Origin of the sequence: Promicromonospora citrea (assembly GCF_013004695.1) — a bacterium.
In the GTDB taxonomy this organism is placed as follows: Bacteria; Actinomycetota; Actinomycetes; order Actinomycetales; family Cellulomonadaceae; genus Promicromonospora; species Promicromonospora citrea.
Genome location: NZ_JABEMG010000001.1, coordinates 86,552 through 108,270 on the forward strand (window position 1 = coordinate 86,552; position 21,719 = coordinate 108,270).

Annotated in this window: 19 protein-coding genes; 9 read left to right on the forward strand and 10 right to left on the reverse strand. The window is 71.7% G+C overall.

The features are described from left to right. The first annotated feature begins 174 nt into the window (after window positions 1–174). The 6 genes from rpmH (at window position 175) to rsmG (ending at window position 3,587) form a co-directional block, all read left to right on the forward strand. Complete coding sequence (rpmH, locus tag HLB15_RS00435; protein ID WP_010849920.1) at window positions 175–312, forward strand: 50S ribosomal protein L34; 138 nt, start codon at window positions 175–177, stop codon at window positions 310–312. A 3-nt stretch (window positions 313–315) separates the two neighbouring features. After that, entirely contained in the window at window positions 316–693 is a 378-nt protein-coding gene (rnpA, locus tag HLB15_RS00440; protein WP_171102573.1) for a ribonuclease P protein component, read from the forward strand. Continuing rightward, on the forward strand, window positions 690–998 hold the full coding sequence (gene yidD, locus HLB15_RS00445; RefSeq protein ID WP_171102575.1) for a membrane protein insertion efficiency factor YidD: 309 nt from the start codon (window positions 690–692) through the stop codon (window positions 996–998). Before rnpA ends, yidD begins: the two co-directional genes overlap by 4 nt. A 77-nt stretch (window positions 999–1,075) precedes the next feature. Then, a complete protein-coding gene (yidC, locus tag HLB15_RS00450) occupies window positions 1,076–2,248 on the forward strand; it encodes a membrane protein insertase YidC (protein ID WP_171102577.1) in 1,173 nt (390 codons plus the stop codon). A gap of 12 nt (window positions 2,249–2,260) precedes the next feature. After that, the gene (locus HLB15_RS00455) at window positions 2,261–2,809 is read left to right on the forward strand and encodes a Jag family protein (RefSeq protein WP_171102579.1); all 549 of its coding nucleotides are present in this window, start codon (window positions 2,261–2,263) and stop codon (window positions 2,807–2,809) included. 94 nt (window positions 2,810–2,903) lie between these two features. Further along, window positions 2,904–3,587, forward strand: coding sequence for a 16S rRNA (guanine(527)-N(7))-methyltransferase RsmG (gene rsmG, locus HLB15_RS00460; RefSeq protein WP_171102581.1), 684 nt, complete (start codon window positions 2,904–2,906; stop codon window positions 3,585–3,587). Between the two features lie 60 nt (window positions 3,588–3,647). Here rsmG and HLB15_RS00465 read toward each other — a convergent pair whose 3' ends face one another. Then, window positions 3,648–4,145, reverse strand: a complete 498-nt coding sequence (locus HLB15_RS00465) for a hypothetical protein (protein ID WP_212759321.1) — start codon at window positions 4,143–4,145, stop codon at window positions 3,648–3,650. 272 nt (window positions 4,146–4,417) lie between these two features. Here HLB15_RS00465 and HLB15_RS24655 point away from each other — a divergent pair, with 272 nt between their 5' ends. Beyond that, window positions 4,418–6,871, forward strand: a complete 2,454-nt coding sequence (locus HLB15_RS24655; RefSeq protein WP_308424907.1) for an AAA family ATPase — start codon at window positions 4,418–4,420, stop codon at window positions 6,869–6,871. A 97-nt stretch (window positions 6,872–6,968) separates the two neighbouring features. Further along, entirely contained in the window at window positions 6,969–8,228 is a 1,260-nt protein-coding gene (locus HLB15_RS00475) for a ParB/RepB/Spo0J family partition protein (protein ID WP_171102583.1), read from the forward strand. A gap of 97 nt (window positions 8,229–8,325) precedes the next feature. On the opposite strand, the gene HLB15_RS00480 is transcribed toward HLB15_RS00475, so the two are convergent. The 8 genes from HLB15_RS00480 to HLB15_RS00515 all read right to left on the reverse strand — a co-directional run bounded on the left by HLB15_RS00480 (window position 8,326) and on the right by HLB15_RS00515 (window position 19,199). Then, window positions 8,326–9,339 (reverse strand): D-alanine--D-alanine ligase family protein, encoded by a 1,014-nt coding sequence (locus tag HLB15_RS00480; protein ID WP_171102585.1) that lies wholly within the window; start codon window positions 9,337–9,339, stop codon window positions 8,326–8,328. A 102-nt stretch (window positions 9,340–9,441) separates the two neighbouring features. Beyond that, window positions 9,442–10,743, reverse strand: coding sequence for an aminotransferase-like domain-containing protein (locus HLB15_RS00485; RefSeq protein WP_171102646.1), 1,302 nt, complete (start codon window positions 10,741–10,743; stop codon window positions 9,442–9,444). Between the two features lie 177 nt (window positions 10,744–10,920). Beyond that, a complete protein-coding gene (gene trxA, locus HLB15_RS00490; RefSeq protein ID WP_171102587.1) occupies window positions 10,921–11,247 on the reverse strand; it encodes a thioredoxin in 327 nt (108 codons plus the stop codon). A 13-nt stretch (window positions 11,248–11,260) separates the two neighbouring features. Further along, the gene (gene trxB / locus HLB15_RS00495; RefSeq protein WP_229784925.1) at window positions 11,261–12,256 is read right to left on the reverse strand and encodes a thioredoxin-disulfide reductase; all 996 of its coding nucleotides are present in this window, start codon (window positions 12,254–12,256) and stop codon (window positions 11,261–11,263) included. A gap of 219 nt (window positions 12,257–12,475) precedes the next feature. Next, window positions 12,476–14,356, reverse strand: coding sequence for a protein kinase family protein (locus HLB15_RS00500; protein WP_171102591.1), 1,881 nt, complete (start codon window positions 14,354–14,356; stop codon window positions 12,476–12,478). A gap of 130 nt (window positions 14,357–14,486) precedes the next feature. Beyond that, window positions 14,487–16,199 carry a murein biosynthesis integral membrane protein MurJ gene (murJ, locus tag HLB15_RS00505; protein WP_229784926.1) on the reverse strand — a complete coding sequence of 571 codons (1,713 nt, stop codon included), beginning with the start codon at window positions 16,197–16,199 and terminating at the stop codon, window positions 14,487–14,489. A gap of 124 nt (window positions 16,200–16,323) precedes the next feature. Then, complete coding sequence (locus HLB15_RS00510; protein WP_171102593.1) at window positions 16,324–18,576, reverse strand: DUF6049 family protein; 2,253 nt, start codon at window positions 18,574–18,576, stop codon at window positions 16,324–16,326. Then, window positions 18,573–19,199, reverse strand: coding sequence for an NUDIX hydrolase (locus tag HLB15_RS00515; RefSeq protein WP_171102594.1), 627 nt, complete (start codon window positions 19,197–19,199; stop codon window positions 18,573–18,575). The genes HLB15_RS00510 and HLB15_RS00515 overlap by 4 nt, the downstream gene beginning before the upstream one ends. Before the next feature lie 97 nt (window positions 19,200–19,296). Between HLB15_RS00515 and HLB15_RS00520 the strand changes: the two genes are divergently transcribed. Beyond that, window positions 19,297–20,736, forward strand: coding sequence for a CCA tRNA nucleotidyltransferase (locus tag HLB15_RS00520; protein WP_171102596.1), 1,440 nt, complete (start codon window positions 19,297–19,299; stop codon window positions 20,734–20,736). On the opposite strand, the gene HLB15_RS00525 is transcribed toward HLB15_RS00520, so the two are convergent. Beyond that, window positions 20,733–21,707 (reverse strand): ribose-phosphate diphosphokinase, encoded by a 975-nt coding sequence (locus tag HLB15_RS00525; RefSeq protein ID WP_171102598.1) that lies wholly within the window; start codon window positions 21,705–21,707, stop codon window positions 20,733–20,735. The two genes, HLB15_RS00520 and HLB15_RS00525, sit on opposite strands and share 4 nt — an antisense overlap. Window positions 21,708–21,719: the final 12 nt, after the last annotated feature.

Below are 21,719 nucleotides of genomic sequence, written 5' to 3' on the forward strand. Positions count from 1 at the left end.
GTTCCAGGTACTTCTGCGCGCCCACGCAGGGGACGCGCGCCACGTTCTGACGTCGGCCGCGACCAGTGGGCCGGGCCCCGGGTCGGCGAGGCCGATCGTCGTACAGAGCGGCCACCTTTCACTGCATCGTCGAGGACAGACGGTGTGCCTCCCCCGACGTTCTTGGAGTACCTCGTGAGCAAGCGGACCTTCCAGCCGAACAACCGGCGTCGTGCCAAGACCCACGGCTTCCGGCTGCGCATGCGCACCCGCGCCGGCCGCGCGATCCTCGCGGCCCGCCGTCGCAAGGGTCGCGCCGAGCTCTCTGCCTGAGCCATGTTGCCCGCGGCGCACCGTCTGCGCCGTTCCGTCGACTTCGAGCGGACGGTGCGTCGCGGCACGCGTGCAGGTCGATCGACCGTGGTGGTTCACCTCCTGGTTCCGGACGAGAACGTCTCGGACGCCGGAGCGGGAACTCCACAGGTCGGTTTTGTCGTTTCCAAGGCTGTGGGCAACTCCGTGCAGCGCAACCTCGTGAAGCGTCGGCTCCGTGCCGCCGCCGCGGGGCGTCTCGGCATGCTCCCGGACTCCGCACGCGCCGTCGTGCGCGCGCTGCCGCCGTCGGCGGGGGCGAGCTACGGCGACCTCGACCGTGACCTCGACTCGTGCCTGCGGCGCGCTGTCGCGCGTGCGACAGGAGACGCGGCGAGATGACCACCGTCCCCGTGCCCGAGGGTGAGGCACCGCCGCGAGAGCCCTCGCTGATCGGTCGGCTCCCGGTGACCTTTCTGGTCGGGATGGTCCGGTTCTACCAGGCGTTCATCAGCCCGATGAGCCCCCCGAGCTGTAAGTACTACCCGTCCTGCTCGCAGTACGCCGTGATCGCCCTCCGGCGCCACGGTGCGCTGCGTGGGCTGGGACTCGCGCTGTGGCGCCTGCTGCGGTGCAACCCGTGGAGTCTCGGCGGCGTCGACGACGTGCCGCCCGTGCGCGGCGCGCACACCCACGCCGAGGGCTGATCTGCCCCGGCGCGCGTCGCCGACACGACACCGCACCCCGCAGACTTCGCGTCACCGACTCTGGAGCTTTCTGACCGATGGACTTCTTCGCATTCCTCTGGCCGATCGAATGGGTGGTCTCCTGGATCATCTACGGATCGCACTGGCTCTTCACCAGCCTGGGCCTCGCCTCAGGTCCCGGCACCGCGTGGGTCCTGTCGATCGTCGCCCTGGTGATCGTCATCCGTATCGCGCTCATCCCGCTGTTCTTCAAGCAGATCAAGGCCTCGCGCGGGATGCAGATGATCCAGCCCGAGCTGCAGGCGATCCAGAAGAAGTACAAGGGCAAGACCGACCCGGCCTCCCGCGAGAACATGACGCGGGAGACGATGGAGCTCTACCGCAAGCACGGGACGAACCCGTTCGCGTCCTGCATGCCGATCCTGCTCCAGTCGCCGATCTTCTTCGCGCTGTTCCGCGTGCTGAACAGCCTCAAGGCGATCTCGGAGGGCAATGCCGACCCGATCGGCCCCATCACGCGTGACGTCGCCGGCGACATCGAGTCGTCCACCCTGTTCGGCGCCCAGCTGAGCGACGTGTTCCTGCAGACCGACTCCATGGTGTCCCGCATCGTGGTGATCGCGCTGATCGTCGCGATGAGCGTCACCACGTTCACCACGCAGCGCCAGCTGACGATGAAGAACATGCCGCCGTCGGCCCTCGAGGGCCCGATGGCGCAGACGCAGAAGCTGATGCTGTACATGCTGCCGATCGTGTTCGCGATCTCGGGCGTCAACTTCCCGGTGGGTGTCCTCATCTACTGGACGGTGACCAACCTGTGGTCGATGGGTCAGCAGTACTACACGATCAAGCGGATGCCGACGCCGGGATCGCTCGCCGAGAAGCAGCTCAAGGAGCGGCAGGCGGCCAAGGCGGCGAAGCGCGCCGAGAAGCGCGGCGAGGTCATCGAGGACGCGACGCCCGTGGTCGAGCAGCCGAAGAGCAGCGGCCAGCGGGTCCAGCCGAAGCGCAAGAACCGGCAGAAGGGGTCGGCCGCTCCCGCCCGTCCCGCGGTGGCGCAGTCGGCGCCGGAGCCGGTGGACAAGCCCGAGGGCACGAGCACGCAGCAGGGCACTCCCGGCACCAAGCCGTCCGGCAAGCCGTCCCCGTCGGGCAGCGCGCCGAGCCGGCAGCCCGGCTCGAAGCCCAAGGCATCGGGTACGCCCGGGACGACCTCGGCGTCGTCCGGCAAGAGCAAGCAGAAGAAGTAGGAGGCGGACGCGATGAACGCGAGCACAGGCACGACCGCGCCGGACCCCGCGGCGCCCGCGGTCGACTCGGACCGGATCAAGCGCCTCGAGGAGGAGGGCGAGGTCGCGGCGGACTACCTCGAGGAGCTCCTCGACATCGCCGACCTGGACGGCGACATCGACCTCGACATCAAGCACGACCGGGCGGCCGTCGAGATCGTGGCGGACGACGCGGAGTCGCTCGCCCACCTCGTGGGCCGGGACGGCGAGGTGCTCGACGCGATGCAGGAGCTGACCCGGCTGGCCGTGCAGACGCGGACGGGGGAGCGAAGCCGGCTGATGCTGGACATCGCCGGCTACCGCGCGGGGCGCCGCGTGGAGCTCACGCGACTCGCCACCGAGGCCGTCGAGCGGGTGCGGGCCTCGGGCGAGGAGGTCGAGCTCGAGCCGCTCAACGCCTTCGAGCGCAAGGTGGTGCACGACGCTGTCGCCGCTGCCGGTCTGGTGAGCGACTCCCGGGGCGTCGAGCCGGAGCGGTACGTCGTGGTCCAGCCGGCACAGGAGCCGGCGACGGCTGACTGACCTGACGGGACGACGAGGGCCGGTGCGCGTCGCGGGACGCGCGCCGGCCTTTCGTGTGCTTGGCTTCGACGGATGACGAGGGAGAGGACTGGACGTGAACGGTCCGGACACGGGACGGGCGGAGACCCCTGCTGACGAGGCGCCCGACAGCGAGACGCTCGGGACGAGCGAGGCGGTGCGCACGTACTTCGGCGACTCGTACGAGCAGGTGGTGCGGTACGCCGAGCTGCTCCGTGAGCAGGGTGAGCTGCGAGGGCTGATCGGTCCCAGGGAGGTGACGCGCATCTGGGAGCGGCACATCCTCAACTCTGCGGCTGTGGTGCCGTACCTGCCCACGTCCGGAGCCGTTGCGGACATCGGCTCCGGGGCCGGCCTCCCGGGCATCGTGATCGCGGCGATGCGCCCGGATCTCGAGGTGCTGCTGGTCGAGCCGATGGAGCGTCGGACGACCTGGCTCGGCGAGGTCGTCTCGGAGCTCGGTCTGACGAACACGGAGATCAAGCGGGGACGCGCGGAGGAGTACCACGAGGCCTTCGAGGTCGACGCCGTCACGTCACGCGCGGTCGCTGCGCTGTCGAAGCTCGCGAGGATGAGCCTTCCCCTGGTACGGGTCGGCGGCGAGATGGTGATCCTCAAGGGCCGGAACGTGGCGCAGGAGGTCGACCCGGCCCGGAAGGTGCTCCGCCGGTACGGCGCGACCGACCCCGAGATTCTCGAGGGGCGGACGGTGGACGGCGTCGAGGCGACGACGATCCTCCGGGCGCGACGGACGAAGTAGTGCGGTTTCACGTGAAACGGGGCGGCCACCACGCGGTGACCGCCCCGTTTCATGTCGGCCTCAGCAGCCGCCGCAGTTGTAGTAGAGGATGTCCCAGTGGTTGCCCTCGTCGGTGTACAGGTTGCCTGACGCGGACCGGTACTGGTGGCCCCATCCTGAGATGTAGCCGACGTACGTGAACGTCGAGGTGATGTAGCTGTCGAGGCACGTGCTGTGCCGGATGTCGAGCTTGTAGCCGTTCCAGTGCGAGTACGTGCCGCTCGAATGGCCGGTCTCCGTGCCGCCGGTGATCGTGATGGCGCACCCGGTGGCACTGCGGAGTGTCTTGATGCCGTCGATCGTGGTCTGCCGGACCTGGTCGAAGGAGGTGCACGTCGCGACATTGCGGTCGCTGCACCCTCCGCTCGAGGTCCACGAGATGCCGGCGGCGCTGAGCTGGCTGGTCGCTTGGGCATGCGTGAGGAATGTCGCGGCGTTGGCTGGTGCGGCGATACCGAGCACCAGTGCAGCGGTGAACGCCGTGAGAAGTGAGACCGCTCGGGTGATGTGTCGGAACAAGGCGCCTCCTGCGGATCGGGCGGACACGGGCCTACCGAGGATAGGGGTGAAAGGTGCTCGGCAGGTCATACCGGTCTGTCATACCGCCACTCGTTTCACGTGAAACGAGCCAGGGGTCGAGATCGCGGACCTCGGCCGGGGTGCGCTCGTTTCACGTGAAACGGGGCAGCGCCTGCCGGCACCCGGCGGAAGTCGCCCCCGGCCGGAACTGATCGCCCTTGGGTCGGCGTTTCGACACGCCTGAGCAGGGCGGCGACCGTAGCGTTGCACGCGTGTGCTTCTTCAGACGAAAGTCCAAGCGAAAGGCCGCGGCGGCCGCAGCGGCCGCCACTGCGCCGGTAGCGACGACCGATTCGTCCCTACCCGCGCCCGCCGCGAGCGAGCTCGCGCCCGACGCGCGGTCCGGTCCGTCGTCTGAGTCGGAAGTGACGGTCGGTTCCGCAGTCGCGACGTCGAGCGTGGCGCCGCCGGCTGTCTCGGCGGACGTGGCCGTGGGTCACGGAACGACCGCTTCGGAAAGGGGCGTCCTGACCGAGGTGCGGCCTTCTTCCGCGGCCGACGGATCCAGGGAGGGGGAGGGCGGCATCACGTCCTTCGACGTGGAGCTGCTCTCAGGCGGTCCGGGCGGTGACGATCCTCAGCGGCACGAGGCAGCGCAGGAGTCCGCCGACTCCGCCCCCGACCCCCGGGAGGCAGAGGACGAGGACGCGGCGACGACCGAGCCTTTGAAGGATGCCGATGTCGTCGAGGCGCCGGTCCGTGTCACTGGGACGGGTGGCGAGGACGGGTCGAGCGCGCCGGGGACCCTGAGGGATGCCGAGCAGGTGGGTGCACCGGGGTCTGTCCTGGCAGAAGAAGGTGTGGTGTCGTCGGCGGACATGGCGCCGCCGCAGCAGCCCCCGGCGCCGGGTGCGCCTCGGGACGCTGTCTGGGGTCAGGACGGCGCCGACGGCAAGAGCGCGGCGGTGCTCAGCGAGCTGATCGACGCGGTGACGCGGCCGTCGGACTCGGACGCAGGCGGCGAACAGGACACCGAGGGCGGCGACGCCGAGACCAGGAGCGCGCTGGAGCACGCGGGTGCCGACGGTGGTCGCCCCGACGGGGCTCGGCCTGGCGAAGGATCAGAGGAACCTCGCGAACCGATCGGCCCGCAGGGCACCGGTGCGACCAGCGGAATCGCCGGCACGGAAGAGGGCGCGACCGACGTGGATGAGCTCGCGGGCGGGGAAGGCTCCGCGAGCCCCCGTGCAGACACGGTCGTCGAGACAACGGCGGCAGAGACGACAGAGAGCGATGCGATGCCCACCACTGCGACCTCCGCGCCGGAGGAGACGCCCACACCGGACGCCACGGACGAGGCGTGGCCGACGATGGCGGTCGACCCGGACGACCCGGACCTCATGGAGGCGCCGTCGAACAGGCCGGTCCCGGAGGACGCGATCCGGCGCGCGAGCGAGGCGCTCGACGCCGCGGTGAACGCCGCACCCGCCGTTCTCGGGCCGGTGGCGACGGCGGACGAGATGGATGACGACGAGGTGGTGGCGTACGTGGACGGGGAATTCACACATTCCGACACTGAAACCGCGGCGGAGGCCGAGCCAGATGGTGTGGCCAGCGATTACAGTGTCCGCGTGACGGATCCGATTCCTGTGCAGAGCCTCTCCGCTCCCGGTGTTTCACGTGAAACGTCCGGGCCTGCGCCGACGGCCCACGGCACGCAGCAGCCCACAGGCGGCCCGCACGGTAGCGATGACGAGCGGAGGTCCGCCCTCATCGCCACCGTCCCTGCCGTTGACGACACGACTCCTGTCGCCGCCGAGCTCGCCATGGACGCTCGCCGACGCATCGAGCTTCAGGGTCGCAAGTTCCCGCGACCGCCGAAGACTCGCATCATCACCGTGGCCAACCAGAAGGGCGGCGTCGGTAAGACGACGACCACGGTCAACATCGCGGCCGGCCTGGCGCAGTCCGGCCTCAACGTCCTGGTGATCGACAACGACCCGCAGGGGAACGCCTCCACGGCTCTCGGCATCGAGCACCGCGCCGGGACGCCGTCCGTCTACGAGATCCTCGTCGAAGGCGAGTCCCTGGCCAGTACCGTTCAGGCGTGCCCCGACATCCCCAACCTGTGGGGCGTCCCGGCGACGATCGACCTCTCGGGCTCGGAGATCGAGCTCGTCTCGCTCGTTTCACGTGAAACCCGGCTCCGCAAGGCGATCGACAAGTATCTCGCCGACCGTGTGGCCGCTGGCGAGGAGCGGATCGACTACGTACTCATCGACTGCCCGCCGAGCCTGGGTCTGCTCACCGTGAACGCGTTCGTCGCGGGCCGCGAGGTGTTCATCCCGATCCAGTGCGAGTATTACGCACTCGAGGGTCTGAGCCAGCTGCTCAAGACGATCGACCTGATCCGCTCCCACCTCAACCCGGAGCTGCGCGTCTCGTCGATCCTCCTGACGATGTACGACGGGCGCACCAACCTCGCACAGCAGGTCGCCGGCGAGGTGCGCTCGCACTTCCCGGCGGAGACCTTCAAGACGACCATCCCGCGGTCGGTGCGCATCTCCGAGGCACCGAGCTACGGCCAGACGGTCATGACCTACGATGCGACGTCGACCGGAGCGCTGGCGTACCTCCAGGCGTCTCGCGAGCTGGCTGAGCGGGGTCAGGGAGGATCGAGCCCTCGACGCGCGATGAAGGCGGAGACCGTCGGAGCGCAGGACTGATGCTCGGCAGTGACGAACGGGGCGCGCGGCGCACCGTGACGATGGAGACCACCCCTGTCCGTGCGCGGCGCCGGACCGGAACCGACGAGGAGACACGATGAGTGCGAAGCGACGCGGGCTCGGGCGGGGCCTGGGTGCCCTGATCCCGACGGGTCCTGAGCTGGACGAGCAGGCGCCCGGGGCGGGGCGCGGTGAGCCCGACGACGCGAGCACCGGTCTGGGCGGCACGGTCGCGACCGTGGTCGAGGAACGTCCGGCGGACCCGGAGCGGCAGGCTGCCGACACCGACACCGCGACGACGCCGTCGGACGCCCCGGCGGAGCGGAAGCCGGCGAAGAGCTCTGGTCCGCGGCCGAGCACGGTGAAGTGGGACTCGGCGATCGCGAGCGGTCGCCTGTCTGTCGCGAACGACGCGGCGGAGGGGGGCGCCTCGGCGCTCGACAACGCATTCTTCGGTCGCGACCAGGAGGACCCTGCTTCCGTTTCACGTGAAACGGCCGACGACCTGGTTCCCGTCCCTGGTGCCCGCTTCGCTGAGCTCCCGGTCTCGGCGATCCGCCCGAACACCTGGCAGCCGCGCACGGTGTTCGACGAGGGGGATCTCGACGAGCTCATCGACTCCATCAAGGAGATCGGTGTGCTGCAGCCGATCGTCGTGCGTCCGGACAAGGACGCTCCGGGCGAGTACGAGCTCATCATGGGCGAGCGGCGCTGGCGCGCGACGCAGGCGGCCGAGCTCGAGACGATCCCGGCGATCGTCCGGGACACCGATGACGGTGACATGCTGCGTGACGCGCTGCTGGAGAACCTGCACCGCTCCGACCTGAACCCCCTCGAGGAGGCGGCCGCCTACCGACAGCTCCTCGACGACTTCGGTTGCACGCACGAGGAGCTCGCGACGCGCATCGCGCGCAGCCGGCCCCAGATCTCGAACACGCTGCGGCTCCTGCGCCTGCCTCCGCTGGTACAGCGCCGCGTCGCTGCGGGCGTGCTCTCGGCAGGTCACGCTCGCGCCCTGCTCGGTCTGAGCGATGGTGCGGAGATCGAGCGGCTCGCGCAGCGCATCGTCTCCGAGGGGCTCTCGGTGCGCGCCACCGAGGAGATCGTGATGCTCACCGAGTCGGAGGGCGGCTCCACGAAGCCACGGAAGTCGCCGCGTGCCGGCACCCGGAGCGAGGCGGTCGACGAGCTGGCCACGCGGCTCTCCGACCGGTTCGAGACCCGGGTCAAGGTGTCGCTCGGCAAGACCAAGGGTCGGATGACGGTGGAGTTCGCGTCCGTCGAGGATCTCAACCGAATCCTGCAGGTCATGGCGCCCGAAGAGCAGGGGCTCCTCAAGTCGTCGTCGGCGGACTGAGCACCACGTGCCCGGTCGGGCACGAAGAGAACAGACGACGAGGGCCGGCATCCCGGAGAGGATGCCGGCCCTCGGCCGTGCGTGGCGTCACCGGCGCTCAGCGCACAGCGTGCACCGCCGTTTCCACGAGAGACCGGTACAGGCCCGGCAGGTCGCGCCCGCTCGCGACCACGGCCTGGGGGAGCAGCGACATCTCCGTCATCCCCGGCGCGACGTTCACCTCGAGGACGTACGCCGTCCCGTCCGCGTCCAGGATGAGGTCGGTGCGCGAGAGGTGCCGCAACCGCAGGGCCGCGTGTGCGCGCACCGCGACGTCCGCGACGTGGGCCGCCTGCTCTGCCGTCAGGCGGGCCGGGGTGAAGAACTCCGTCTCGCCCGGCACGTAGCGCGCGCCGTAGTCGTAGCCGTTCTCGGCGACGATCTCCACGGCGGGCAGCGCCTCCGGGCCGTCCGGCCCGTCGATCACGCTCACCGCCAGCTCGACGCCGTCCACCGCTCGTTCGATGAGCGCCGTCTCTCCGTACGCGAAGCACCCGACCATCGCGCGTGGCAGGTCCTCCGCACGGGACACCACGCTCACGCCGAGCGCCGAGCCGCCCTCGGTCGGCTTCACCACGAGCGGCAGCCCGAGGTGCGCGACGATCGTGTCGAGCACCGGCTGCGCACCGAGGTCCCGGAACAGGCTCTGGGGGAGCGTGACGTAGTCCGGCGTCGCGAGTCCAGCCTCGAGCAGTGCAGCCTTCGCGATCGGCTTGTTCCAGACGGTCCGGCTCGCGCGTGGTCCCGTGCCGACGTAGGGCACGCCCGCCATGTCGAGCACGTCGCGCACCGAGCCGTCCTCGCCCGAGGCGCCGTGCAGCAACGGCCAGACGACGTCGGGCCGTGTGGTGCGCAGGAAGGCGAGGAGATCGGCGTCGACGTCGTGCACCACCACGTCCAGACCGGTCGAGCGCAGGGCCTCGGCGACGCGCCGGCCCGAGCGGATCGACACGTCGCGCTCGTGCGAGAGGCCGCCCGCAAGAACCACGACGAGCGGGCTGCGGCCGAGGCCGTCGGCGCCGGAGCGGGTGACGGGCGCCGACGCGCCGGGGACGGGGGTTGCACGGGTCATCGAAGCTCACTCGGTCGGGGACAACGGGAAGCAGTCATCGTGCCAGACGCCCGGGCCGTTCTGGTGGCTCGGGCGTCCGGCGTGTGCGTCAAGCCAGGCGCATCAGGCGAGGTCAGGCGCCGGGCCCTCGACATCCTCGGCGTCCGGGTCGGGCTGCGCGGACGTCCCGAAGATCTGCACCAGCTCGGCCTCGCTGTTCACCACGCCGGCGAGCCGCCGCACACCCTCGCGGATGCGCTCCGGCGTCGGGAAGCAGAACGACAGCCGCATGTGGTCGGCACCGCTGCCGTCGTAGTAGAACGCCGTGCCGGGCACGTAGGCGACGCGCGCGGTGACCGCGCGCGGCAGCATCGCGCGCGCGTCGAGGCCGTCGGGAAGACGCACCCAGACGAAGAACCCGCCGCGCGGCACGTTCCAGGTGGCGGCCGGGAGGTGCTCGGCGAGCGCGGCGACGAGCGCGTCACGCCGGTCCCGGTACATCTCCCGGTAGTCCTTGATCTGCGCCTTCCAGTCGCACGTCTCGAGGTAGGTCGCGACGGCGAGCTGGGACGCGTTCGCGGGCGAGAGCACCGCCGACTCGCTCGCCAGCACGAGCTTGTCGCGCACCGCGTGCGGGGCGATGACGAAGCCGACGCGGTACCCGGGCGCGAACGTCTTGGAGAACGACCCGAGGTAGAGCACGCCTTCGGGGTCGTACGAGCGCAGGGCGGGCAGCGGCTCGTCGTCGAACCCGAGCAGGCCGTACGGGTTGTCCTCGACGACGAGGACGCCGTGCCGGCGGCAGATCTCCAGGACCTGCGGGCGCCGCTCGGTGGTCAGGGTGACGCCGGCGGGGTTCTGGAAGGTGGGCACGGTGTACAGGAACTTCACCCGCCGGCCCTCCGCGGTCAGACGGGTCAGGGTCGCCTCGAGCTCGGCGGGGACGAGCCCGTCGGCGTCGAGCGGCACCTGGACGACGTCGGCCTGGTAGGAGCGGAAGACGCCGAGCGCGCCCACGTAGGACGGCGCCTCGGTCAGCACCACGTCGCCCGGGTCGACGAAGATGCGGGTCACAAGGTCGAGCGCGGACTGCGAGCCGGTCGTGACCACGACGTCATCCGGGTGGGCCGTCACGCCCTCCAGAGCGACGACCTGGGTGATGTGCTCGCGCAGCGACTCCTCGCCCTGCCCGGAGCCGTACTGCAGGGCCGTCGTGCCCTTGGTGGCGATGAGCCGCTGCATGGTCTCGGCGATGACCTCGAGCGGCAGTCCCTCGAGGTAGGGCATGCCACCGGCGAGCGAGACGACCTCCGGCCGGTTCGCGACCGCGAAGAGCGCTCGGATCTCCGACGCGCGCATCCCGTGCGCTCGCGCCGCGTACGATCCGAACCACGGGTCGAGGCGATTTCCGGCGGTCTCTGGCATCTCGTTCACGTCTGCCAGTCTGGCACGCGGCGGTCGGGAGACCCAGGGCCGTTCGTGGCGAAACGGTGAACCCCCGCCGAGGTAGTCACGTGGCGAGGTAGACATGCAGCGAGGTAGTCACCCAGCCGACGCCGGGTGACTACCTCGCCACGTGACTACCTCGGCGGGAGGGGGCGGTCAGCCCGCCAGGACCTCGTCGATCTCCTCGGTGAGCGCGCGCTTGGGGCGGGCACCGATGATCGACTTCACGACCTCGCCGTTCTTGTAGACGTTGAGCGTCGGGATCGACACGATGCCGTACTCCGCGGCGGTCTGCCGGTTCTCGTCCGTGTCGACCTTGACGATCTTGATCTTGCCGTCGTACTCCTCGGACAGCTCCTCGAGGATGGGTGCGACCATGCGGCACGGACCGCACCAGGTGGCCCAGAAGTCGACGAAGACCGGGATGTCGGAGTCGAGGACCTCCGCCTTGAAGGTGTCGTCGGTGACCTTGATGGTGCTCATCCGTATCTCCTTGTCAGTCGTTCAGCGAGTCGAGGTAGGCCTGGGCGTCGAGCGCGGCCGAGCAGCCCGAGCCGGCCGCGGTGATCGCCTGGCGGTAGGTGTGGTCCACGGCGTCGCCGCACGCGAAGACGCCGGGGAGGTTGGTGCGCGTGCTGCGGCCCTCGACGAGGATGTAGCCGTTGTCGTCCAGATCGACCTGGCCCTTGACCAGGTCGGTGCGCGGCTCGTGGCCGATCGCGACGAACAGGCCCGTCGCGTCCAGGTCGCGCACCTCGCCGGTGACGGTGTCGCGCAGGCTCACGCCCGCGACTTTGTCGTCACCGCTGATGCCCGCGATCTCGCTGTTCCACGCGAACTCGATCTTCGGGTCCGCGGTGGCGCGCTCGGCCATGATCTTCGAGGCGCGCAGCGAGTCGCGGCGGTGCACCACGGTCACCTTCGAGGCGAACCGGGTGAGGAACGTCGCCTCCTCCATGGCGGAGTCGCCGCCGCCGACGACGGCGATCTCCTGGTCGCGGAAGAAGAACCCGTCGCACGTGGCGCACCACGAGACGCCGCGGCCGGAGAGGCGCTTCTCGTCGGGCAGGCCCAGCTCGCGGTACGCGGAGCCGGTGGAGAGGATGACCGTGCGGGCGCGGTAGGTCTCGCCGCCGCCGGTCACGATGGTCTTGACGTCACTGGTGAGCTCGACCTGCTCGGCGTCGTCCCAGACCACCTGGGCGCCGAACTTCTCGGCCTGCTCGCGCATGGCCTCCATGAGGTCGGGACCCTGGATGCCGGACGGGAAGCCGGGGAAGTTCTCCACCTCGGTGGTGTTCATCAGGGCGCCGCCCGCGGTGACCGAACCGGCGACGACGACAGGCGCGAAGCCGGCACGCGCCGCGTAGATCGCCGCGGTGTACCCCGCGGGGCCGGACCCCACGATGACGACGTCGTGCACAGGTGCCTCCGTGGTCGCGGTGGCCGGTGCGGTGGTCTGATCGGTCAAGGTGGTCTCCTCGAGTTCCATGGGCACACGCGTCAACACGTGAGCGCTCCCCAGTGTTCCAGCCGACGTCGCGCGCGGCGGCGTCGCGGACGTGAGTCTCGCCACGATATCGACAGATTTCGATGGATAGAAGGGCCCCCGCGTGCGGACACGCGGACGGCCCCGGACAGTCTCCCCCGAGGAGGGGGAGTCCGCCCGGGGCCGTCCCGGTCCGTGGTCCGCCGACGACGGCGGGCGCGGTCAGCTCAGCACGACCTCGTTGAGCTCCAGCCGGAACCCGTCGGAGACCTGCGGCAGCTCGGTGACCCAGATGGTGAACGAGTCGCTGACGACAGGCTCGGCCAGGTCGAACGTCGTGGTGTTGTCGAAGGAGCCCTCCGCGATCACCTCACCGCCCTCGCCGCCGCGCAGGATCTGCACCTTGCCGCCGGGCGTGTTGGTCAGCAGCTCGATCTTCGTCACGGAGGCGGGCTCCCGGAGCTTGAGTTCCATACCCAGGTACTCCTTGAAGTTGCCGAAGGCGGCCCGCTGGTAGGTCGTCGTGTAGTAGAACGACTGCGGGTCGGCGTCGTACGCGCGCTCGACGGCCTCGGGGTGGTCGAGCGTCTGACCCTCCCAGTCGAGGGTGCCCAGGAGCGCCGCCGAGTCGATGACGGGGCGGGCGTCGGTCTCGGTCGGGGCCGAGGGCTCGGTGCTCGCCTCGCCCCCCTCGGTCTCGCCGCCACCGGCCGGCGTGGACACCGCCGGCGTCGGCGAGGCGTCGGCGATGACCTCCTCGCCGGGTGCGAGCACCGCGTTGACCGCCCAGATGAGGCCCGCGACCACCGCGACGCCCACGAGTCCGAGCACGATGGGCGTGGGGTTCACGCCGCCGCGCTTGGGGGCCGGCTGGGTGGCGAAGCCGCCGGACGGCTGCTGCTCGTAGTAGCCCTCGTAGCCACCGCCTTCCGGCGGGTACCCGGCAGGGGCGAACTGCGGCGGGTACTGCTGCTGCGGTGCGCCGGGCGCCGCGTACCCGGCCTGGTCGTACCCCGGCTGCCCGGGGGCCACGGGCCGGCCGAGCTGGTCGTACGCCTGCGTGGCGTCGGGCGGGGGCGGCACGGGTGCGTGCTGCTGGCCGTACGCCTGCGGTTCGTAGGTGTAGTCGTTCTGCGGCTCGGGGTAGCCGGCGGGCATGGCGCCCACGTCCGCCACCGTCTCGTCCGACCGTGCGATCCGGCCGGAGACCGGGCGACGGACGGGCGGTGTCCCCTCGCCGCCGAAGGCGTCGGCGATGGACTGGCGTCGCGGACCCTCCGGCTCGGGCTGAACGAATCCAGGCAGCGATGCCACTACGGAAACCTCTCCCCACGGCGCCAGGGCCGTGGTCACGTCGTCGGGGTTCATCGGACCGCCGGAGCCGCCGGACGCGTCGAACGTCCGGGCCACGAGGCCGTCGATGTCGGGGTCCACATGGGGAACCAGCGTGGACAGCGGCGCCACGGCGCCGGATGCGTCGAGCTGCGCGGGCAGCGGGATCAGGGTGTCCTTCGCGATCCAGCCCGCCTCGAGGTCGAGGCCCGGCCAGCGGGCCGTCATCGCGTAGTAGAGGAGGGCGACGAGGCCCTGGGCGTCGAGCTGCGCGGGCCGACCGTTGAGCGTGTCGCCCGACGCCAGGCCGCCGTCGAGACCCAGACCGGTGACGCGGACCTGGTGACCGTCGACGCGGACGGCCTCCGGGCGCAGCGCGGTGTGGGGGACGCCGCGCGCGTGCGCGACGGCGAGCGCGGACGCCGCCTCGCCGACGACGGCGCGCGCCTGCTGCTCGTCCACCAGCCCGCTCGAGACGATCTCGGTGAGCGTGGTGCCCGTGTACGGCTCCGTCACGACGTACCGCCGTTCCTCGGGGTCCGTGCCCGCGTCGAGCACCCGGACGAGCCGGGGGTCGGTGACGAGCGCGGCACGCCGCGCCGAGTCGAGGGCGTCGCCCGCGTAGGGGCCGGTCACGAGCGTGACGCGGACCTCCCGGTCCAGGATGAGGTCACGGGCCACCCAGGCGGTGGCCGCGGCGAGGTCGGTCGTGGCCGGCCGGTCGAGCCGATACCTCTCGACCAGCACGCTGCCTGGCTCGACGGTGCTCACGCGGACCTCCTCGCTCGCTCGGGGGACAACCGGCACGTGCGGCCCCGGGACGCCGCACACCGTCGCCATGCTACGCGGAACCCGCCACGGACCGGGGAGTTCTCCCGGGACGCGACGGCGGCCGGTGTCGTCAGCGGCGCCGCACCCGGGCCACCAGCGGTCGCAGCAGCCCGTCGAGCTCCTGGACGCGCAGCAGGCGGAGCAGGCCCACGTAGACGAGCACCATCACGACGCCGCAGAGCGCCGAGACCCAGAGGCCGCTGACCATGGTGAGCACCCAGCCCCGGCCGAACACCAGGGCATCGAACCCGCCGACGAGCTGGTAGACGGCCCAACCGGCGCCGCCGGACACGACCGCGGCGAGGAGCGTCTTGAGGTGCAGGGCGAGGATGCGGCCGCCGTCGAGCCGGCCGTCGAGCTTGGTGCGCAGGCCGCGCGTGCGGAGCAGCACGGTGATCCAGTTCGAGAGCGCGTAGCTCGCGCCTGCCGCGATCACCCATGTCTCGACCGGCAGCCAGCGCTGCGCCGCCACGAGCCCGAGGACGAGCGACGTCGTCGCGGGCACCGTGATCCAGAAGACGGACCGGCCGTCCTCGTAGGCGTAGTAGACCCACTTCATGAGGGCCATGCCGCCCAGCGGGACCAGGCCGAAGGAGAGCGCCACCAGCACGGGCGCGATGAGCGCGGTGCCCTCGCGGCCCGCCGTCGGCACGATGAACGCCGTCGCGGGGGCCGCCAGCACCGTGAGCGCGGCCGTCGCGAACACGGTGAAGACCCCGATGGTGCGCAGGCCGAGGGAGAGGTCGCCGCGGACGCGCGCGGTGTCGCCGTCCTGCGCCGCCTTGCTGATCCCGGTGAACAGCGCGGTCGCGATCGACACGGTCACGAGCGAGTGCGGCAGCAGGTAGATGAGGAGCGCCTGGGTGTACGACCCGTTGCCCGCGATGGCGTGCTCGTCCGAGCTCAGGGCGCCGGCCGCCGACGCGACGCGGGTCAGGTAGAGGATGCCCGCCTGCTCGAGCACCACGGCGGCGAGCGACCAGATCGCCACGGAGCCCGCGGAGCGCAGCCCGATGCCGCGCAGCCCCAGGCGCAGGTGCCAACGGAAGCCGGAGCGCAGCAGCGGGACGAGCAGCACGAGCGCCTGCGCGACGATGCCGAGGGTCGCCGTCCCGGCGAGCACCACGGTGCGCGGCGTGTCCCACCCGTCTAGGTCGTTGATGCCGAGGTCGGGCGCGCCGCCGAAGACGAGCAGGAAGACGCCGAAGCCGATGACGGACACGACGTTGTTGGCCACGGGCGCCCACATGAACGGCCCGAACTGCTCGCGCGCGTTCAGCACCTGCCCGAGCAGCGTGTAGAGGCCGTAGAAGAAGAGCTGGGGGATGCACCAGTAGGCGAAGATCGTCCCCAGCGCGAGCTCCTCGGCGCTCAGGCCGTGCGTGTACGCCAGGACGACCCACGACGCCGCGGCGGTCAGTACGGTCGTGAGCACGAGGATGCCGAGCGCCGACACGGTGAGGAGCTTGTCGATCCGCTCCTGCGCGTTGTGCGCGCGGAACGCCTTGACGATCTGCGGCACGAGGACGGCGTTGAGCGCGCCGCCCGCGAGGATCGCGAACATCACGTTCGGCAGCTTGTTCGCGACGTCGAAGGTGACGGCGACGCTGCCGACCGACCCGATGGCCGCGACCAGCATCATGTTGCGCACGAGCCCACCGAGGCGGGACGCGGCAGTTCCCGCCGCCATGACGATCGAGTTGCGGCCGAGGCTGCGCGCCGGGGTGGCCGACGCCGCCGGGCCCTGCTCGGGTTCCGGCGCGGGGTCGGCTGCTGCGGTCACGGTGTTCTCCTGGGTCAAGCGACTGCTCCCGGGGTCTGGGGTGTGCCCTGCGGTGTCTCGGCCGACGGGTGCGGCGGCCGAAACACTACTCCGCCCGGCAGCGGGCGAGAGCACGCACGTGCGCTCATGACGTGGTCGGCGCGGTCGTCGAGGTGGCCGTGGAGGTCGGCTCGGCCGCGGGGACGCCACCGAGCGCCTCCTCCACGTCCTCGCGGGTCGCCCGGTTCGGCGAGCGCCCGCGGCGGACGGTGCGCCAGATGCCCGCGAGGAACAGGAGGGCGACGAGCCCGGCGGCGATCCACGTGCCGACCTCCTCCCAGCCCGCCCGCACCCGCACCTGGAAGCTCGAGTCGTCGTTGATGCGTGCACCCGTCGGCGTGAGCACCTGGGCGGTGACCTCGACGTCGCCCGACCCGATCGCGCGCACGGGCACCTGCACGTCCAGCTCCTGGCCCGCCGGGACGGTCTCGGTCGCCCGCTCGTCGATGGTGAGCCGCGGGTGGTCGGGGCGCAGCACCACGGTGACGGTCGCGTCGACGTCGAGCCCGTTGCGCACCCGCACCGGGATGTTCCCGACGTCGGTGATGAAGTTGATGTCCTGGCGGGGCACCACGGTGAGGGAACCCCGCACCACGGCGTTCGACTCGTCGAGCACCTGCCGCCGGACCTGCTCGCGCAGGCCCGGGTCGGCGCGGCGCGCGACGGCGAGCGGTGCGATCAGCCGGGCCACGCCCGGCTGCCAGACGAGGTCGTCCTGCGCGCCGGCGACGGACGAGAACGTCACGACGGCGTCGCGGGCACGCTCCAGCTCGTTGACGCTCTGCGGGGACAGCTCGGCCTTCGCCGGGGCGTGCTCGGGCAGCGGCGTCCGCCCGACGGCGGGCGGGTCCTGCGCCAGCAGGGCGTCGAGCGTAGTGGGGGAGATCCAGTCCACCTGGCCGAGCGTGTCGAGGATCGCGTTCGCCGCGTCCGCGTCCGGGGTCCAGCTCCGGGGCGCCACGATCGACAGGGACGGCGGGTCGAACGGCGCCTGGCTGACGATCGCGGCCGTCTCGGCGAGCAGGCGCTGCGCGCCCTCGGCCGCCGTCGTCGCCGTCGTGCCGGAACCCGCCTCGGCGCCCGGTCCACCCTCCTGCGACACCTGGGCCGCCGTCGTCGCGGCCGTCGGAGCGAGGTCGGTCGCCGAGAGGAAGGCCTGCGTGAGCGTCTCGTCCGTCACCACGGCGCGCGCCAGGCCCGACGGCGTCCGCACGTTCGCCCGGCCCGTCACGGTGCCGGACCCGTCGTAGGCCAGCCCGCCTGCGCCGACCACGACGTTGCTGCGGCCGACCTTCGTGGCCAGGGCGAACGTCTCCAGGTCGGGCACCACGCCGTCGGCGGGCCACGCCAGGTCGGTGCGCCACGTGTCGGGGACGCTCCAGCCGCCTGCGCGCGGCGCGCGCAGGAAGCTGTGCGAGCCGGTGGCCACCCGGCCCCCGTGCGCGAGCGCCGCGAGGTCCGGGTCGTGGTCGGGCAGCGTGAACGTGGTCGTCGTGCCCGCGGCGGCGAGCATCCGCTCGTACCACTCCTGCAGCTCGGGGTCGTCGGACTCCGCGGCGGAGCCCATGAGATCCGGGTCGACGGCGAGCGACACGGGGCTCTTCTCGGCGACCTCCAGCACGCCGTCGAGGCGCTGACCGTCAGCGGTCTGCTGCGCGAGCTCGAGGGCCGCGCCCGTCGGGTCCGACGGGTCGGTCGGCGGGCTCGTCACCGCGGCCAGCACGCTGAGCTTGAGCGGCACGCGCTCCGCGGCGTCGGCGTCGTACACGAGGAACGAGCGGGCGACGCCGAGCCGGCCCGCCGCGCCGTCGACCGTCACGGCGAGCCGTCGCGCGCCGAACCCCTGCGGCGCCGCGGCGGCCGGGTCGTAGGTGAACGAGACCGTGGCGGACTCACCCGGCTCGAGGCGCGGGACGTCGGTGCTGTCGCCGTCGCCGTAGACGGGGTCGTCCAGCCCGGACTCGCTCCACGCGGCGATCTGCACGCGGGACGTGAGCGCGAGGTAGTCCACGCTGAGCCTCGCCTGCGCGCCGTCGAGCACCTCGTCCGTCCCGTTCGTGACGCTCGCCCGGACCGTCACCTCGTCGCCCGGACGGGCGACCGGGTGGGAGATCTCCGTGACGGACACGTCGACCGTTCCGTCGGCGGCGGCTGCCCGGAGCGCACCGGCCGACGGCGCGCTCGCGGGGGTGCGGTCCGCCGTCGGCGCCGCGGCGGCGGGCAGGACCGCCGACCCGACGAGCGCGACCACCGCGAGGAGGGCGGCACCGGCGGAGCGGGCGCGGCGAGCCGCCCGGCGGGGAGCGGGACTGCTGGGGATGTCGGGGTGCTGCGTCATGGCAGGTCGGGGCGCTCCGTGGGGAAGGCGTCGGCGCGCAGCGCGTCCCGGAGCCCGCTCGACGACGCGAGGAGGTCCAGGGCGACGGCGGCCAGCCGCTGCTCGTTCGGGTACGACAGGCGTTCGGAGAGCTCGTCGACCCTGACCCAGAGGGCGTCCTCGGCTTCGCCGTCAGGATCGTCCTCCACGGTCAGGCGGCCGCCCTCCGCGCGCAAGAGGTAATGGTGCACCACCTTGTGCACCCGCCGGTCCTCACCGGTGAACCAGTAGTCGATGACGCCCAGCTCGGCCTGGATGGACCCGCGGATGCCGGTCTCCTCGTGGATCTCGCGGACGGCCGCCTCCTGCGGCGTCTCGCGTCCCTCGAGGTGGCCCTTGGGCAGGCACCACTCGAGCCGGCCGGTGCGGTTGCGGCGCAGCAGCACGGCCGCGCTGAACGCGCCGGGGCCCTCGGGCTCGGGGCGCAGCACGAGGCCGCCCGCCGAGGTCTCGTCCACCACGGGCAGATGAGCCGGCGCGGCGGCGCGCCGGGCAGGATTCACCCGCAGCGGGGCCCCGCCGGGCGGCGTGGGCACCTCCGGACGACCGTCAGGACGGTCGCTCGCCGGAACAGGGGTGGACATGCCCCAACACTACCGACCGATGGCCGTTGCTCAGGTCAGGCGGGGCTTCCCGGGCGCGGTGGGTGGGCCCGCTCCGGGTCTGGGAGAATCATGCGCTGTGTCTACCCCTGAGCAGGACCTGTTGCGGCGCGCGCTGGGCGTGCTGACCGAGATGGCACCCGCCGCGCTCGAGCTGGGCGAGCAGTTCCGGGCAGCGGGCCACGAGCTCTCGCTCGTCGGCGGCCCGGTGCGGGACGCGTTCCTCGGCCGCACGAGCAACGACCTGGACTTCGCGACGTCGGCGACGCCCGACCAGACGCAGCGCCTCCTCGCGCGCTGGGGTGACGCCCACTGGGACATCGGCAAGGAGTTCGGCACCATCGGCGCGCGACGGGGCGACGTCGTCGTCGAGGTCACGACGTACCGCACCGACAGGTACGACCCGGCGTCGCGCAAGCCGCTGGTGGAGTTCGGCGACACGCTCGACGGGGACCTGTCGCGCCGCGACTTCACGGTGAACGCCATGGCGGTGCGCGTCCCGGACCTGACGTTCGTCGACCCCTTCGACGGGCTGCGCGACCTGGCGAACGGTGTGCTGCGCACGCCCATCGCGCCCGAGCGCTCGTTCGACGACGACCCGCTGCGCATGATGCGCGCCGCCCGGTTCGCCGCGCAGCTCTCGTTCCACGTGGAACCGGGCACGCTCGCCGCGCTGGTCGCGATGGCCGAGCGGATCGAGATCGTCTCGGCCGAGCGCGTGCAGGCCGAGCTCACCAAGCTCCTGCTCAGCGGCAACCCGCGCGCGGGCCTCGAGGTGCTCGTCGACACCGGCCTCGCCGAGCAGGTGCTGCCCGAGCTGCCCGCCCTCCAGCTCGAGATCGACGAGCACCACCGGCACAAGGACGTCTACCAGCACTCGCTCACGGTGCTCGAGCAGGCCATCGCGCAGGAGACCGGTCCGGACGGCCCCGTGCCGGCGCCCGATCTGGTGCTCCGCCTGGCCTCCCTGCTGCACGACATCGGCAAGCCCGCGACCCGCCGGTTCGAGGAGGGCGGGGGAGTGAGCTTCCACCACCACGAGGTGGTCGGCGCCAAGCTCGCGGCCAAGCGCCTGCGTGCGCTGAAGTACGAGAAGCAGGTGGTCAAGGACGTCGCGCGGCTCGTCGAGCTGCACCTGCGCTTCCACGGGTACGGCGACGGCGCGTGGACCGACTCGGCCGTGCGCCGCTACGTCACGGACGCCGGGCCGCTGCTCGAGCGCCTGCACCGGCTCACCCGTGCCGACTCCACCACCCGGAACAAGCGCAAGGCCAAGCGCCTGTCAGACGCGTACACCGACCTCGAGAACCGCATCGACGCGCTGCGCCAGCAGGAGGAGATCGACGCGATCCGCCCCGACCTCGACGGCACGCAGATCATGGAGATCCTCGGCATCCCGCCGTCGCGTGACGTGGGCGCGGCCTACAAGCACCTGCTGGCCCTGCGCATGGAGCGCGGCCCGCTGGGCGAGGAGGCCGCCGTCGAGGAGCTGAAGACGTGGTGGGCCGAGCGCGGCTAGACCCGTGACGGGTCCGACGCCGGGTCGAACGCCGGGTCGAACAGCGCGCTCACGGACTCGCCGCTGTGGATGCGTCGCACCGCCTCCGCGAACGCCGGCGCCACGCTGATCACCGTCAGCTTGTCGTGCGACAGCAGGCCCGCCGTGGGCACCGTGTCGGTGGTGACGATCTCGACGACGTCCGGGTCGGCGGCGATGCGGTGCACGGCGTCGTTCGCGAAGATGCCGTGGGTGCACGCGATCCGCACGCTGCGGGCGCCGTGCTCCCGCAGCAGGTCGAGCACGGCGAGGACCGTCGAGCCGTTGGCGATCTCGTCGTCCAGCACGATGATGTCGCGGCCCGTGACGTCGCCGATGAGGGACGTGATCTCGACCCGGTCGCCGTCGAACCGCTCCTTCGCGGCCGCCGCGACGGGCACGCCGAGCATCTTGGCGAACGCCGACGCGCTCTTCGCGTTGCCCAGGTCGGGGGAGACCACCGTGGCCTTCGACAGGTCGCTCGGCAGGAAGTACGCGGCGAGCTCGCGCAGCGCGTTGAGCTGGTCCGTCGGCACCCGGAAGAACGCGTGCACCTGCGGCGCGTGCAGCGTCATCGTGAGGATGCGGTCGACGCCGGCTGTCTCCAGGAGGTCCGCGACCAGGCGGCCCCCGAGCGAGATGCGCGGCGCGTCCTTCTTGTCCGACCGTGCGTAGGCGAAGTGCGGCATGACGGCGGTGACGCGCGCGGCGGACGCCCCCTTGGCCGCGTCGACCATCAGCAGGAGCTCCATGAGGCTCTCCTGCGCCGGGCGGACCACCGACTGCACGAGGTAGACGTCGCGCTCGCGGCAGTTCTCGAGGAGCTGCACCTGGAGGCAGTCGTTGGCGAAGCGCTGGATCCTGATTGGGCTCAAGGGGACGTCGAGATCGGCGCACATCGCGTGAGCGAACCGCTGACCTCCGGTACCTGCGAAGACCCGCACCCCGGCCATGCCTGGAGTCTA

Excerpts from the sequence above, each read along its gene's own strand:
- rnpA (WP_171102573.1), top strand. The coding sequence starts at position 316 with ATGTTGCCCGCGGCGCACCGTCTGCGCCGTTCCGTCGACTTCGAGCGG.
- yidD (WP_171102575.1), top strand. The coding sequence starts at position 690 with ATGACCACCGTCCCCGTGCCCGAGGGTGAGGCACCGCCGCGAGAGCCC.
- yidC (WP_171102577.1), top strand. The coding sequence starts at position 1,076 with ATGGACTTCTTCGCATTCCTCTGGCCGATCGAATGGGTGGTCTCCTGG.
- HLB15_RS00455 (WP_171102579.1), top strand. The coding sequence starts at position 2,261 with ATGAACGCGAGCACAGGCACGACCGCGCCGGACCCCGCGGCGCCCGCG.
- HLB15_RS00475 (WP_171102583.1), top strand. The coding sequence starts at position 6,969 with ATGAGTGCGAAGCGACGCGGGCTCGGGCGGGGCCTGGGTGCCCTGATC.
- HLB15_RS00480 (WP_171102585.1), bottom strand. The coding sequence starts at position 9,339 with ATGACCCGTGCAACCCCCGTCCCCGGCGCGTCGGCGCCCGTCACCCGC.
- HLB15_RS00485 (WP_171102646.1), bottom strand. The coding sequence starts at position 10,743 with ATGCCAGAGACCGCCGGAAATCGCCTCGACCCGTGGTTCGGATCGTAC.
- trxA (WP_171102587.1), bottom strand. The coding sequence starts at position 11,247 with ATGAGCACCATCAAGGTCACCGACGACACCTTCAAGGCGGAGGTCCTC.
- trxB (WP_229784925.1), bottom strand. The coding sequence starts at position 12,256 with ATGGAACTCGAGGAGACCACCTTGACCGATCAGACCACCGCACCGGCC.
- HLB15_RS00510 (WP_171102593.1), bottom strand. The coding sequence starts at position 18,576 with ATGACGCAGCACCCCGACATCCCCAGCAGTCCCGCTCCCCGCCGGGCG.
- HLB15_RS00515 (WP_171102594.1), bottom strand. The coding sequence starts at position 19,199 with ATGTCCACCCCTGTTCCGGCGAGCGACCGTCCTGACGGTCGTCCGGAG.
- HLB15_RS00525 (WP_171102598.1), bottom strand. The coding sequence starts at position 21,707 with ATGGCCGGGGTGCGGGTCTTCGCAGGTACCGGAGGTCAGCGGTTCGCT.